A 15056-nucleotide genomic window follows, 5' to 3' on the forward strand; every position below is an offset into this window, starting at 1 on the left:
CTCTGAACTGAAAATAATAGTAACTAAAACAGCTTCAATTAAATTGAAGGAATAAACCAAAACCGGAAAATTGAAAATATGTACAAGGCTGATATTAAAGTGATGGACTGCACCGTTCGCGATGGAGGATTGATGAACAAGTGGCAGTTTAGCGACGAATTTGTAAAAGGTGTTTATAAAGCCTGCGTTGAAGCGGGTGTCGATTACATGGAAATTGGCTACAAAAGTAGCGAATTCGCATTTTCAAGGGATGAAGTCGGTCCCTGGAAATTTTGCGACGACAAAGATTTACGACGTATTGTTGGCGACAACAACACAAATCTAAAACTATCTGCAATGGCGGATATTGGCCGTATTGCTCCGGAAGATATTCCACCCAAAAATGAAAGTTTACTCGATATGATACGGGTTGCATGTTACGTTCACCAGGTAGATAAAGCTGTTTGGCTGGCCGAGCATTGCATGGATAAAGGCTACGAAGTAACCATTAATTTAATGGCAGTTTCAAAAGTAAACGAAGCAGAACTGGATGAAGCGTTGGCCGATCTGGCGAAATCGAAAGTGCCTGTTATTTATGTTGTGGATAGTTTTGGAAGTCTGTATTGTGAAAGCATTGAGCACCTGGTAAAGAAGTATAAAAAAGCTCTGCCGGGAAAAGAGTTGGGAATACATGCCCACAACAACATGCAACTGGCCATGTCAAATACCATTACCGCGCTGATGAATGATACTACAATGCTCGACTCCACCTTACTTGGAATGGGGCGCGGAGCCGGCAACTGCCCTACCGAAACACTAATTGCTTTTCTAAAAAATCCGAAATACCGTTTGCTGCCTTTGCTGGAGGCCATTCAAACCCATGTTAAACCGTGGCAGGATAAAATCGACTGGGGTTATCATATTCCATACCTGATAACCGGTGCGTTAAATGAACACCCGCGAAGTGCCATGCAATGGATGGATTCGGAACGAAAAGATGATTTTGTTGCTTTTATGAAAGAAATGCACGACTACGAACTTTTAGAATAAGTTATTGAATAAAATGTATCAAAAAACGCCATTCGGAAATTATCGGAAGGCGTTTTTTTTGCATCAGTTGTACCAAATGTAATTGGTGTAGCGCGTAAGCTTTAACGGAATCCGGTACTCTAAAACAATTTCGTGCGTGCCGTTACCATTCAATTCAATTCCAAAGTTAAAATCATAGGTGTATCCTATCCGAAAATTTCGTGTGATATTCAATCCCGTTAGCAGTGTAACCTGGTTTGTTGAGCGATAAGTTAGTCCGAGGTCAAGAAGTTCTCTCGGACCTTTTTGTAAGCCTGTTGGCATTTTAATTCGAATAATTCCGGTGCCCTCAAAAACAGTTACATTGTTTCGTCTCGAAAGTTGAATGCCGGCCGTGAGGTTGTAAAGCTCCGGATCCGTGTTTTTGTACAGGGCGTAAACATATTGGTGATTTGTGATCAGGTATTCATCGTCAGGATTCCAAAGGGCAAACAAGTGTGAAGATGAAAGCCCCGCAATAAAATGCTTTCCTTCCAGCTCGAGTCCGAAGTTGGCATCGGGCGAAGTAAAACGCTTGTCGGTGTAATCAAGTGCAGGATCGTCAACTACTTCAGGATCGTAAGCAGAAGCATTCAACCTTCGGGAATAGAAGCCGGCTGCCAGGCCAAGCGAAAGGTCAAGATTTTCTTTTAAACCTATGCGATATGCATACTGAAAGGTTGGATTTATCGCGGTTGTCAAACCTATTTCATCACGAACCATTGAAATACCGAAAGCAGAGTTTTGTTTCTCAGAAAAGCCTGAAGCCTGCAGGTTGTATACCGTTGGCGCACCATCGATACCCGACCATTGTTTCCGGTAATTCGAAAAAAAGTAAATGTAACCCGGACGGGCAATGGACGCCGGATTGTAATTGGCCCGGTTATACCAGTGGCTTGTTGTTCCCAGTTCGGTTTGAGCCTTACTCTGAACACTAAACATCAGGATTCCGGCAAAAAATAACAGTAGTCTTTTCATCTTATTTGCCGGATTTACCTTACCAGTGTTGTGTAACCTTTTCGAACTTGATCTTCACCATCAGCATCGGTGTACCTCAGCACATAAAAATAAGTATCAGGATCGGCATATTTACCTTGATACAGTCCGTCCCAGCCATCAATTCCTGTATAAAAAATCACCCCGTGCCTGTCGAAAACCTCAATATCGTATCCGGGCATAAAAAGATCGTTAATCCCGTCGTTGTTTGGTGTAAATACATTCGGTACAAACGGCTCTACAATCACCTCGGTGGCTTTTTGTGTAAAGCAGCCCGCCATATTGGTTGCGGTAACATTCACCGGAATTGCTTTTAATTCCGACGTGAGTGTATAAGAATGACTAAACTGGGCGCTGGCAGAGATTGTTCCGTCGCCCATATCCCAGTTGTAAACCAAATCGCTGTCGGAATGCGCAACACATTCCACAACATTGTAGCGCTTGTTTATTGTGGCAGGAGAAACCGAAAAATCGAATTCAGGATTTTTAACTTCCAAAACTTGTATGCTGCGCTCCTGTATACATCCCCTCAAATTGGTTCCAACAACCTTGTATATTCCTCCCTGGTCAATATGTATATATTCAGTAGATTCACCGGTGTTCCAATTGTAAGCAACTGCGCCAGTAGCTGAAAGTTTAACAGTATAGCCGGCGCAAAGATTACTGTCTCCCACTAAATCAAAATACCAGTCAGGTTCTTCCATAATGCTAAAATAGTTCGTATCCGAAATGCATCCTTTCGACGAGAATCCGAGCATCCAGTAATCTCCTCCCGGAGCACCAACAGTAATTTCCTCCGAAGTAACCCCCGTGCTCCATTTGTAACTGTAGGCGCCAAAGGCTTCTAATTCAGTTTCCAGTTCAGGGCAATAAGTTGTATCACCGATAAATCCGACCAGGGGTGGCGAAAAGGATTCAACTGTTTGGTAAATCGTATCAGTACACCCCGATGGAGGATTATAAATGATCAGGCCAACTTGATGTAATCCGGAGGTTGCAAATTTATGGGTAAAACTTTTCTGGTTTGAGGTAGTGTCACCGAGATCCCACGAGTAACTTAACGAACCGTTGTTGGTAGTTGACTCATTTACAAATTCAACCTCATTCGAAAAACAATCAATCATTCTCCACGAAAAACCGGCCTTTGGCTCATACCTCGCAATGGTTGATGAAAGGCTTACTTCGCAACCTGTTTCCGACTCCATTGTGCAATAATACAGATCCCCTTCGTTCGGGTTTTCAACAAGCAGGTTTTGTTCAGCGCCAATAACAGTTGTATTGTCATTACTCAGCCACTGATAGTTTTCGAAACCATCAGGTGCCTCCAGAGTAGCGTAGGAATCATCGGTACAGTAGTCAACCGTAATGTATAACGGCATGCAGTCGACCACAAAATACGCATAGCCGTAATGGTAATGCCCGGTACAGTCGGCAGTTAAAAACTCAATCGTAATTTCTTCTCCGATATACGCACTCAGGTCCGCGCCAACAGTTGTCCAATCCCGCCATTTAACCGTACTTTGATTACCAGATGGGGTATAACTCCGAAATTCAGCGTCCATATTTCCTGAAGAAAAAACATCGTAATTCGAGCAGTCATCAATGGTATTGTTATCCTTATCGTAAAGGGTAAGTTGAAAATGTGGTTCCATTTCGGTGATGTTATCATGCGATGTTGAATATTGCAGCACACAGGCAAATTTCATCAGTAAAAATGCATTTGAGGTATCCACTTTCATGGTATAGCGCAAACTTTGCTGCCAGCATCGTGGACTTACATCGTTCGCTATCTCACATCCCAGGCGGGCAGAATACTTGTATCCATCAGGGATCATTTTGAGTTTATTTCCTGTGTTGGGATCGTAAGCCGACTTGTCGGAAATAATAACATGCCGCCGCGAAGAAGGAATAGGAACCGCAGTTGGCAAGGTGTTAAAACTCGAAGAAACATCAGATGCCGTACTGTATCTCCATTGATAACCAATCCAACCATTAAAATTCCCCGCCTCAAAGCCAATGTTCTTTTTGTCAATGGATTGAGCAATTGCCAGATTACAAAAACCAAAGAAAATGCCAAACAGAAAAAACACTGAAATACAAACCCTCATACAATTAAGCCTATTGCAGTATCGAAATACAAACAGTTGTTAGAAACAATACAAACTACCCAAAGGCGGTTCTTAAATCAATACTGGTAAAGTTACAATTTACCTAAATATTTTTGTCTTGTAATTCCAAATACGTCAAAATCTGTTTTTTAACTTTTAATACCTTTTCATGCCTCGAAGAATGGTTAAACTTTTTCTATTTTTGTTGAGTTTGGAACAGAAATCTAAAATTATATAATCATTGGTTTTATGAAGAAGATATTGATTTTGTTATTACTTGCCGTCGGTTTTTCGCTCGCAGCACAAGAGAGCCGAAAGATCACTCTTGAAGATATTTTTGTTAACGGAACCTTTCGTACCTATTCGGTAGAAGGTCTGCGATCGATGAATAATGGCATTCATTACACGACCATGGAAAATGGAACACAGATTGTAAAATACAGCTACGAAACAGGCGAAGAACTGGAAGTAATTTTTGATGTTACAAAAGTTGAAGACTCCCCTATTGAATCGTTTGTGGATTACACCTTTAGCGATGATGAAACCAAAATATTGCTAACCACCAACAAAAAGGCAGTGTATCGTCATTCATTCACCGCAGAATATTACATATGGAATTCGGTAACTAAAGAATTGACGGCGCTTTCTGTGGACGGGCCACAACAGGGAGCCATGTTCTCTCCCAACGGCGATCGTGTAGCTTACGTTCGAAACAATAATATCTTTATTAAAAATCTGAAATTCGGGAGTACCAGCCAGGCCACTTTCGATGGCGAAAAAAATAAGATTATCAATGGTTTGCCTGATTGGGTTTACGAGGAAGAATTTGGTGATTTCATGTCTCCAACCGGTTTTAATACGACTATGTGGTGGTCGCCAAACAGCGAGTTTCTGGCCTACATAAAATTTAACGAAAGTGAAGTGCCGGAGTTCTCTATGACCATGTATGCCGGGATGACTCCAACTTACGACCAGTACAAGCTTTATCCGGGAGAAGAAACATTTAAATATCCCAAAGCAGGAGAGAAAAACTCGGTGGTGCAGGTAATGAGTTACGAGCTAAAAACAAAAATGAGCATCCCTGTAAATATTGGCGAAGAAACCGATATTTATGTGCCCCGCCTGAAATGGTCGCCGAATAACGACCTGGTTGTAATGCGCATGAATCGTTTGCAAAATCAGCTGGACGTTTTGTTTGCCAATCCCTACACCGGCGAAACACGTGAAGCCATGACAGAAAAGAACGACCGCTATATCGATTACAATTTTCTGGGTGCCTTTACTTTCCTCGAAAATGGAAACTTTGTTGTGCTTAGTGAAAGAAACGGCTGGTCACAACTTTACCTTTACGATAAGGAAGGCATTGAAATAGGTCCGATTACCGAAGGCGATTTCGATGTGACGGCATTTTATGGTTTCGATGCCAAAAAAGGCCTTTATTACTACCAGGCTGCTGCCGAATCGCCATTACGCCGTGAAGTTTATTACATCAGTCAGGATAAAAAGTTAAAGGGAAAACTGTCGACACTGGAAGGCACGAACAAGGCAGATTTTAGTGCGAATTTTGGTTATTACGTGAATTATTACAGTAGCGCCAGCGTGCCGAATTACGTTACCTTGCACGAAACAAAAAAGAATACGCAACTTCGTTTTCTTCAGGATAATACAGTACTGAAAAACACGGTCAGATTAATGAATGTTCCCCAAAAGGAATTCTTCACTTTTAAAACTTCTGAAGGCATCGAATTAAATGGATTTATGATAAAACCCGGCGGTTTTGATCCATCAAAAAAATACCCGGTTGTAATGACACAATACAGCGGACCAAATTCGCAACAGGTCACCGATTCGTGGGGACGTGGAGTTGGCTGGAATGAATACCTCGCACAGGAAGGATTTCTGGTAGTTTGCGTTGATCCGCGCGGGACTGCCGCCCGGGGCGAAGATTTCCGTAAGGTAACCTACATGCAATTAGGTAAATACGAATCAGACGATCAGGTAGAGGCTGCAAAATACCTCACAACCTTGCCTTATGTCGATGCTGATAATATGGCAATTTGGGGATGGAGTTACGGCGGTTTCATGACGCTGCTTTCGATGGAAAAGGGTGGCGATTTATTTAAAGCCGGAATTGCTGTTGCACCTGTCACCAGCTGGCGTTTTTACGATTCGGTGTACACCGAGCGTTACATGCGCACACCGCAGGTGAATGCCGCGGGCTACGACGAAAATTCGCCCCTCTCCCATGCAGGTGATATCAAAGGCAGACTACTGATCATTCATGGTTCGGCCGACGACAATGTACACGTTCAGAATACTTTCGAAATGACCGAAAAGATGGTGCAGGCCGGTGTTCAATTCGATATGGCCATTTACACCAACCGGAACCATGGCATACGCGGTGGCAATACCACCATGCACCTGTATACGAAAATGACCAATTTCCTGAAGGAGCAATTGCAATAATAAATGCTGATAACTGCCTGATTTTTTCAGAAAAGATTTAATTTCACTCAAAGGTTGAAACTAAATCGAATCCAAAATGAAGAAGTTAGGCAGTTATTTCTTTCAGGGAGTCATTCTTGTTGCCCCCATTGTTATTACCATTTACATATTATACGCGGTTTTTGTACGAGTCGATGGCTGGCTGGTACATAACCTCGAACCGCTGATAGGTTTTTATATACCCGGTTTGGGAATAGTAATACTTGTAGCTTCAGTTACGTTGCTCGGATTTATCGGTCAGACTGCTTTAGTTCGCCCAATAAAAAAGCTGGCGGGAAATCTCATCCGCCGCATTCCGCTTTTAAACCTTTTATATTCAGCTCTGAATGATTTGTTTTCAGCTTTTGTCGGGAACGAGAAAAAATTCAATGTTCCCGTTAAAGTACTTTTCAACCAGGAAAACAACCTCTGGAAGCTCGGATTTATAACCAAGGATTCGCTGGAAGAATTCGATCTTGAAGAGATGACTGCTGTTTATTTTCCGCATTCCTATAATTTTTCAGGTGAATTGTATATTGTTCCCCGCGATCGAGTTCAGCCTGTATCGGTTTCACCGGCCGATGCTATGAAATTTGTAGTTTCAGCAGGAGTAACCCGTGTTGAAAAAACCGCACAGATCAACTAAACATTTGTCGACTATTGATTCCTGTGATTTGACGAACTCTAAAATCACAGTCTATTTTAACACGCACAAAATCGGATTATTAAACAATAATTCTGTTTAAAATTTTTATATTGCATAGAGGAAAATCGACTTTAAATACTCAATAAAATGCATAGACCAAACTTTTTCAGAAGCAAATTCTTTTTTGCCCTCTTTGCCATCGTAATATTCGTTGGTTGTGAAAATGGCAAACAAAATCAAATGCCTCCGGCTCAATTAAAAGTTGTTGAGGTGGTTCAGAAAGACATTATCGACAAAGTTGATTTTGTTGGCGAAGTATACGGTTATCAGGATATCTCAATTCGAGCGCGTGTCCCCGGTTTCCTCGAAGGCATTCACTTTCGTGAAGGATTTCCGGTAAAAAAGGGCCAGTTGCTTTATACGATTGACCAGCAGGCATACCGTGCCGAGGTTGCCGCCAAACAAAGTCAGTTGGCAGAGGCTAAATCGCGGTTTGCAAAAGCACAAAGCGATCTGGAACGCTACAAACCACTGGCCGAAACAAATGCGGTTAGCCAGGCTGATTTGGATGCCGCACAACTTCAATATGATGCTGCGCAATCGATGGTTGAAGCCGCTGAAGCTAACCTCGAAATTTCGCAAATCAATTTAAGCTATACACAGGTAAAATCTCCCATCGACGGTATCATCGGTAAATCTTTGTCGAAAGTTGGTGAACTCGTAGGTCAGGCGCCTCACGTAATGCTAAATACTGTTTCGAAAATTGACGAAATATTTGTGGAATTCTTTCTCCCCGAAAATCAGTATTTGGAATTGGTAAAAAAAGTTACCAATGGTGAAGATGTATTTGATGAAAGTCGCTACAACAATGATAATCTCGAGCTGGTACTTGCAGATGGTTCCATACACGACCATACAGGGCATGTTACATTTATCGACCGCGGCGTAAACAGCAGTACAGGAACGATTCTGATACAAACAGTATTCGAAAATCCTCAGCGGATAATACGACCCGGACAATATGCTAAAGTGCGTATTCCTGTAACTCACAGCGATGCTTTGATCATTCCTCAGCAGTGCGTAAAAGAACTGCAGGGACAATATTCGGTTTTTGTGGTTACCGATGAAAACAAAATAGAAACGCGTTTTGTGTCTGTCGGCACAAAAATCGGTGACCTATGGCTGATTAACAGCGGACTGAATGCCGGTGATAAAGTTGTATTGGAAGGCATTCAGAAAGTGAGAAACGGAATGGTTGTTTCGCCGGTAGTAGTTGAGTTCGAGAGTCAGGTAAGTTCAAAATAAAACGGAAGATATGTCGGAAAGTAAAGGTAACTTTTTTGTACACAGGCCAATTGTTGCAATGGTAATTGCCATTGTGATTGTAATAGTTGGTTTTGTAATGCTAAGCGGTCTTCCGATTGAGCAGTACCCTAACCTCACCCCTCCAATCGTACAGGTTAGGGGAACGTACACCGGTGCTAATGCACTCAACGTGGAAGAATCGATGGCCACACCACTGGAACAACAGATCAACGGTGTGGATAACATGATCTATATGAAATCGACCAACGCCAACGATGGATCGATGAACATACAAATCTCATTTGAAGTGGGTACCGACCCTGATATGAACACGGTTCTGGCTCAAAACAGGGTTTCAGCAGCCACTGCCAAACTCCCGGAATCGGTAAAAAAATTCGGGGTAACCACTGAAAAATCTTTGCCAAATATTCTAATGCTGATCACCCTGACTTCGGATGGTCGTTACGATCAGGATTTTTTAGGCAACTATGCACTCATCAATATAAAAGATCAGCTGGCACGTATTAAAGGAATTGGCCGTGTGAATGTGATCGGAGCATCAGATTACTCCATGCGTATCTGGGTAAAACCCGATCGTCTGGCGTCTATCGGAATTACCATTCCTGAAATTCTGAATGCCATTAACCAGCAAAATGCCATTGTTCCCGGTGGAAAATTTGGTGCAGAACCTGCTCCTCCCGGAACAGAATTCACCTACACGGTGCGCATGCCCGAACGTTTTAACTCTCCCGAAGAATTTGGCGAGATCATCGTTAGAACTGAAGATGACGGAGCCCAGGTTAAACTCAGGGATATTGCCGAAATCAAACTCGGTGTTGAAACCTACAGTGCATTTACCCGCCTTAATGGCGAAGAATGTTCGATTATTGCTCTTTACCAGGCACCCGGATCAAATGCCGTGGAGCTGGCTTCGGAAATACAGGCTGAAATTGCCCGCTTATCAGGAAACTTTCCTGAAGGTATCAAATACGATGTTTCATTAGACTCAACTGCTGCCATTAACGCGGGGATCAGCGACATTATAGAAACTTTGATCATCGCACTGGTTCTGGTAATTCTGGTGGTTTTCATCTTTATCCAGGACTGGCGGGCAACCCTGATTCCAACAATCGCTATCCCGGTTTCCTTAATCGGAGCATTTATTTTCTTCCCGATGCTTGGATTTACGGTCAATGTACTTTCATTGCTCGGACTGGTGTTAGCCATCGGAATTGTGGTTGACGACGCCATTGTTGTGGTTGAAGCTGTACAGGTAAACATCTCGCATGGTATGAACGCCAAAGAAGCCACATTGGATGCCATGCGAAAAGTAACAGCCCCGGTAATTGCCACTACGCTTGTACTGGTTGCGGTGTTTATCCCCGTTGCAGGGATGGCCGGTATTACCGGACGTTTGTACCAACAATTTGCGATTACGATCGTCGTCTCGGTACTTGTTTCTTCGGTAAATGCTTTATCATTAAGCCCGGCACTGGCCTCGCTCCTGTTAAAGGAGCCAAAACCCTACAAAGGTCCTTTAGGCTGGTTCTTTGGCAAATTCAACAAGTGGATGGGCAAATCCACCGAAAGCTACATGAGTTTCACCAGCGTTGTTACCCGCAAAATAAAACGAAGTATTGTATTCATCCTGGTATTGTGTGTGGGCATGGTCATATTCGGGAAACTGGTTCCGGGTGGATTTATTCCTGAAGAAGACATGGGCTATTTCTTTGTAAACATGCAGCTACCCGATGCGTCGTCATTACAGCGTTCGGATGTTGTTGCCAAACAGATCGAAGATATACTGGCTGAGTATCCCGAAGTTGAATATGTAACAAATGCAACCGGATTCAGCCTTTTATCGGGGGCTATGGCCACCAATACCGGGTTCATGTTTATCAGTCTGATCAACTGGGATGAGCGTGACAAAACGGTGAAAGAACTAATGCAGGAAATAAATGTGCGATTGGCAATGACAATAAAGGGCGCTCAGGCTTTTGCCTTTGGTCCTCCGGCAATTCCGGGACTTGGAAACGGATCCGGCTTTAGTATTATGTTGCAGGACCGTGGTGGAAATTCTGCGGATTACCTGGCTGCCAATGCTATGAAATTTATCCAGGCTGCCAACCAACGTGAGGAAATAACCAATGCTTTTACCACTTTCCAGGCAAGTGTTCCGCAGCGGTATATGAACATTGATAAGGAGAAAGCCCTGAAAATGGGTATCTCACTCAACGATCTTTATACCACGGTTGGGGCATTTATGGGAGGTGCTTATGTAAACGACTTTACCCGCTTTGGGCGGCTTTACAAAACATACATTCAGGCCGAACACGAGTACCGTGTTTCTGAGAAGGATATCAACAGTTTTTTCATTAAAAACAAAAACGGAGAAATGATTCCGCTGGCGACACTCACAACGATTGAGCCGATCTCAGGTCCGGAATACACCAACCGTTTCAACCTTTACAGGGCCGTGGAAGTAACAGGTGCCCCTGCCGCTGGATTCACTTCGAAACAGGCCATGGATGCACTGGAAGAAGTAGCAGCCGAGGTGCTGCCCGAAGACATGGGCTATCAATGGAACGCCATGTCGTACCAGGAAAAGAAAGCTTCCGGATCGCTCGGAATTATCATGATATTCTCCCTGTTGTTTGTATTTCTGATTTTGGCCGCACAGTACGAAAGCTGGTCGCTGCCCTTTAGTATTCTTCTGGGTACACCCTTTGCCATTTTCGGTGCTTTGTTCGCATTATGGGCTGCGAGGTTCATGAGTCTTTCATTCGAAAACAACATCTTCGCGCAGGTGAGCTTTGTGATGTTGATCGGTATGGCCGCAAAAAATGCTATTCTGATCGTGGAGTTTGCCAAGGAAGAATTTGATAAAGGGAAGAGTCTTTTCGATGCCGCTATTGAAGCTGCACGGTCGCGCTTCCGGCCGATTTTAATGACAGCCTTTTCTTTTATATTGGGTATTTTCCCACTGATTGTTGCTTCCGGATCGGGAGCCGAAGCGCGAAAAGTAATGGGAATGGCGCTTATGGGAGGTATGGTGCTTGCCACGTTGCTGGGAGTCTTCCTCTACCCCATGTTGTTTGTGTTTATTGGCAAAGTAGCCAAATACGAAAAGAAACGTGATGCGTTACTTCAAAAAAACAATGCTAAAAAATAAAACACATCATGGAACTGTATAAAATGAAAAACATAAAACTCGTAAACCAGATCCTGCTGGCCCTTGGTGCTTTTGTGCTGAGCAATTGCATGGTAGGCCCTAACTTTCAAAAAGTGGAAACAGCGGCTCCGGAAACTTACCGCACTATGGATCATGCCATTGATTCGGTGAACCTGCCCGATTATAATGCCATTTTTAAGGACACCATTTTGCTGACCCTGATCGATTCAGCCTTAAATAATAACCTGGATTTGCAAATGGCGGTAACGCGTATAAACGAATCCAGAGCCTACCTGGGAATGGCACAGGCAGATATGATGCCTTCAATTACGGTTGGAGGAGCCGGAGCATTTGGAAACACTTTGGGAAGTTTCCCAACCGGACAATCGGCTGATGCATGGTTTACAGCTTCAGCGAATGTAAACTGGGAACTGATTTTCTGGGGCAAGTACCGCCGTGCAAGCGAAGCTGCACAAGCCGAACTTACAGCCACTGAATACGGTTACCGGGCTATTGAGTTGAGTTTAATTGCACAAGTTGCAAATACTTATTACTCCTTGCTGGATTACAAAAAACGTTTGATTATAGCTGAACGCACACTACAGACACGAACCGAATTCTTAGACATTATTCAGCAACGTTACGATAAGGGAATTGTGCCGGAAATTGACCTAAACCAGGCACAGGTGCAGGAAGCCTATGCAGCGGCTGCTATTCCGGTTTATACACGGTCGATTGCCTTTACCGAAAACGCGCTGAGTGTGCTGATTGGCAACAATCCACAGGAAATAATTACCGTTTCTACTATCGATGATCTGGTAACGCCCGACAGTATTCCTGTTGGTCTGCCTTCGCAGTTGCTCGAACGCCGTCCTGATGTATTGGAAGCAGAACAGCTTTTCAAAGCTCAAAATGCACGTATCGGAGTTGCACAGGCCATGCGTTTCCCATCGATCAGTTTAACCGGTTTATTTGGACTGGCCAGTACCGATCTGGCAGCATTTAATGCCGGCGATGCCTTGATGGGATCGGCAGGAGCAAGTTTGTTTGGTCCGATCTTCCAGTTTGGCAAAAACAAACGGCGAGTGGAAGTTGAACGCGAACGCACCGAACAAATGCGTTTGAATTACGAAAAAGCAGTTTTGTCAGCCTTCCGCGAAACCGAGGATGCACTGGTAAATATTCACACACTGGAACAGGAAATTGTTGAAATAGAGAAACAGCTGACGGCTTCAACCAACGCCTCTCTGCTTTCGCGACAACGGTACGACGGTGGCATTACCAGCTACCTGGAAGTACTGGATGCCGATCGTACTTTGTTCCAGATTGAATTGTATTACTCCGAACTGCAAAACCGACGGTTAACGGCTTACACCGATTTATACAAAATACTGGGCGGCAGCTGGCCGCCAGAAACCACAGAATAGACTTCTATTATTAATAAACAGTATCATGCAGCGTACAGGAATTTTCTTTGTACGCTGTTTTTGTATACAATAAAACAATCTTTAACAAAGATGGATTTTGGATACTTTTGCACCGTCCTTTAGGGCGGTGAAACATGTATTTGAGTCAGATTGGATTTTTAAGATTTTTGTAAAATACAAACTACAAAAATCTTAAAAATCCATAGTATGTCGGTTTCTTTTCATGACACCGCCCTGAAAGACGGTGCGAGTAATAAACTCTTGAATCCTATTGCTTCAAATACTTCTTGTAATATTCCGCCTTTTGTTCGTCGCCAAAACGGGCGTAGATATTGGCAAAATAAGCCGCATATTCTTTGCCTGGATTTTGTTTCCAGAGCTTTTCCAGGTATGGCAATGCTTTTTTAAAGTCGACAGTTACCTTGTCCAGCTCTTCGAGTAAAATTTTGTATTGCTTGCGTGTTTTGTTTTGCTCGTATTTTTTCATTTCACTGTCGTAGCGATTTTGACCGGCCCAGTAATATTTTTTTGCCATCCGGTCCAACGCATCGGCCTGATCCGGATTGAGTTTCAAAATTTCAGTAGCTACTGAATCCGCTAACTCATCTTTTTCCAGTTTCTGCGATACGCCAAGGTATTTTATCAGGTTAGCTTCTTGTTTGCGGACGTCCTCCCCCATTAAGTTCCAGTATTCTTCTGCCTTTACGTAATCGGCTATTTCGGTATAAATACTAAACAGGCGGGCGTCAATTTGTTTATCAGCTTTACCATAATTTTCGGTATAAAACTCCAGCGCTGTTAACTCTTTCGAAAGGTTGTCCTGATCGTGATAAATGGCTGCCAGCGTTTTGTACATATCGGCACTGGCAAAGTTTTTATAACGCGCCTGATCGAACCATGAAATGGCTTTCTGGCTTTGTCCGGCTTTGTAGGCTGTTTGAGCTGCTTGTGCAAACTCGTCTCCGCTAACTGTTTCAACCGGAGTTTGTTCGAGGTAGCTGTTCCAAGCCGTATAAGCCTGCGAATAATCGCCTGCATTTGCAAAGGTTTCAGCGTTCGTCTTTAACGAGGTCAGCTGAGAGCTTGAAGAGCAGCCGGCCAGAAATAGCAGTGCCACAAATGCACCTAAAAGAAAATTAAATCGCATAGTATTTGTTTTGTAAGGAGCAAAACTACAAATTCTTTTAGGATTCGCCTGTAAAATGCCGCCTTCGCGGCTAAAGCTAAAAGGAAACTTAACGGGAGGTCACTTTTTTATTTCATAAATCGCGGATTACATGAAATTTCAGGAGGAGAAAACTTTTAAATTAAATGAACTTCTTACTAAATGCAAATATGTTTTTACCTTATCAGGCGGATTCAACTCTTTGGCTTAGCCCAAAGAGTTGACAGAAAACCCAAGGCTGCGCCCGCTTCTCTCAGAAAAGCTACGCGATGCCGACTAAAATTCCTGAACTCGTCGTACCTCCTCAAACAGTAGTAATTTTTTAACGTCGTCACCGCTTGTTTTCTGGCTCATCGGACGAGGCCATAGCTCCGAAGAAGCCTACCAATTTACTGTCTTCGCATAAGTGGACCGGCCTTTTTTGGTCGTTGCCCTGAGTTAAAATAAAGCCTTAGTGAGAGCGGGAAGCTCTCCCGAGTACTCGGGAAGGAGATCACCCGTCCGAACTTAGGTTTTATGAAAACGCAGGGGAAGGATTAAAAGCAGCCTTAAACTTTGTGCATACTATTTGGTTCAAGCCAAATAGTATGGCTGCCGGCAGGCATAAAAATCAAATAGTTTTACCGTCGTTCTCAAATTGAAATCCGAAGTTTTTTTCAAGGTGGTCACCAATCGCTGAATTAAAGTACGGGATTAACAAAACAAA

Annotated in this window: 9 protein-coding genes; 6 read left to right on the forward strand and 3 right to left on the reverse strand. The window is 43.3% G+C overall.

Translation table 11 applies throughout. The annotated features are described in order from the left end of the window. The first annotated feature begins 78 nt into the window (after positions 1-78). On the forward strand, positions 79-1029 hold the full coding sequence (locus HFD85_RS08630) for an aldolase catalytic domain-containing protein (protein ID WP_167607764.1): 951 nt from the start codon (positions 79-81) through the stop codon (positions 1027-1029). Positions 1030-1092: 63 nt separating this feature from the next. On the opposite strand, the gene HFD85_RS08635 is transcribed toward HFD85_RS08630, so the two are convergent. Beyond that, a complete protein-coding gene (locus HFD85_RS08635) occupies positions 1093-2025 on the reverse strand; it encodes a PorP/SprF family type IX secretion system membrane protein (RefSeq protein ID WP_167607778.1) in 933 nt (310 codons plus the stop codon). Between the two features lie 14 nt (positions 2026-2039). Next, the gene (locus HFD85_RS08640; RefSeq protein WP_167607795.1) at positions 2040-4151 is read right to left on the reverse strand and encodes a T9SS type B sorting domain-containing protein; all 2112 of its coding nucleotides are present in this window, start codon (positions 4149-4151) and stop codon (positions 2040-2042) included. A 249-nt stretch (positions 4152-4400) separates the two neighbouring features. On the opposite strand from HFD85_RS08640, the gene HFD85_RS08645 reads away from it, so the two are divergent. The 5 genes from HFD85_RS08645 to HFD85_RS08665 all read left to right on the forward strand — a co-directional run bounded on the left by HFD85_RS08645 (position 4401) and on the right by HFD85_RS08665 (position 13185). Further along, positions 4401-6617: a S9 family peptidase gene (locus HFD85_RS08645; RefSeq protein ID WP_167607798.1), complete on the forward strand. Its 2217-nt coding sequence runs from the start codon at positions 4401-4403 to the stop codon at positions 6615-6617. 76 nt (positions 6618-6693) lie between these two features. Continuing rightward, the gene (locus tag HFD85_RS08650) at positions 6694-7281 is read left to right on the forward strand and encodes a DUF502 domain-containing protein (RefSeq protein ID WP_167607801.1); all 588 of its coding nucleotides are present in this window, start codon (positions 6694-6696) and stop codon (positions 7279-7281) included. 147 nt (positions 7282-7428) lie between these two features. Next, positions 7429-8586: an efflux RND transporter periplasmic adaptor subunit gene (locus HFD85_RS08655; protein ID WP_167607803.1), complete on the forward strand. Its 1158-nt coding sequence runs from the start codon at positions 7429-7431 to the stop codon at positions 8584-8586. 10 nt (positions 8587-8596) lie between these two features. Continuing rightward, the gene (locus HFD85_RS08660) at positions 8597-11758 is read left to right on the forward strand and encodes an efflux RND transporter permease subunit (RefSeq protein WP_167607806.1); all 3162 of its coding nucleotides are present in this window, start codon (positions 8597-8599) and stop codon (positions 11756-11758) included. An 8-nt stretch (positions 11759-11766) separates the two neighbouring features. Then, the gene (locus HFD85_RS08665; RefSeq protein ID WP_167607809.1) at positions 11767-13185 is read left to right on the forward strand and encodes an efflux transporter outer membrane subunit; all 1419 of its coding nucleotides are present in this window, start codon (positions 11767-11769) and stop codon (positions 13183-13185) included. Between the two features lie 268 nt (positions 13186-13453). On the opposite strand, the gene HFD85_RS08670 is transcribed toward HFD85_RS08665, so the two are convergent. Then, positions 13454-14332: a tetratricopeptide repeat protein gene (locus tag HFD85_RS08670; protein WP_167607811.1), complete on the reverse strand. Its 879-nt coding sequence runs from the start codon at positions 14330-14332 to the stop codon at positions 13454-13456. Between the last annotated feature and the right edge of the window lie 724 nt (positions 14333-15056).

The sequence above is a fragment of the Maribellus sediminis genome, from assembly GCF_011799805.1.
In the GTDB taxonomy this organism is placed as follows: domain Bacteria; phylum Bacteroidota; class Bacteroidia; order Bacteroidales; family Prolixibacteraceae; genus Draconibacterium; species Draconibacterium sediminis_A.

Excerpts from the sequence above, each read along its gene's own strand:
- HFD85_RS08630 (WP_167607764.1), top strand. The coding sequence starts at position 79 with ATGTACAAGGCTGATATTAAAGTGATGGACTGCACCGTTCGCGATGGA.
- HFD85_RS08635 (WP_167607778.1), bottom strand. The coding sequence starts at position 2,025 with ATGAAAAGACTACTGTTATTTTTTGCCGGAATCCTGATGTTTAGTGTT.
- HFD85_RS08640 (WP_167607795.1), bottom strand. The coding sequence starts at position 4,151 with ATGAGGGTTTGTATTTCAGTGTTTTTTCTGTTTGGCATTTTCTTTGGT.
- HFD85_RS08645 (WP_167607798.1), top strand. The coding sequence starts at position 4,401 with ATGAAGAAGATATTGATTTTGTTATTACTTGCCGTCGGTTTTTCGCTC.
- HFD85_RS08650 (WP_167607801.1), top strand. The coding sequence starts at position 6,694 with ATGAAGAAGTTAGGCAGTTATTTCTTTCAGGGAGTCATTCTTGTTGCC.
- HFD85_RS08655 (WP_167607803.1), top strand. The coding sequence starts at position 7,429 with ATGCATAGACCAAACTTTTTCAGAAGCAAATTCTTTTTTGCCCTCTTT.
- HFD85_RS08660 (WP_167607806.1), top strand. The coding sequence starts at position 8,597 with ATGTCGGAAAGTAAAGGTAACTTTTTTGTACACAGGCCAATTGTTGCA.
- HFD85_RS08665 (WP_167607809.1), top strand. The coding sequence starts at position 11,767 with ATGGAACTGTATAAAATGAAAAACATAAAACTCGTAAACCAGATCCTG.
- HFD85_RS08670 (WP_167607811.1), bottom strand. The coding sequence starts at position 14,332 with ATGCGATTTAATTTTCTTTTAGGTGCATTTGTGGCACTGCTATTTCTG.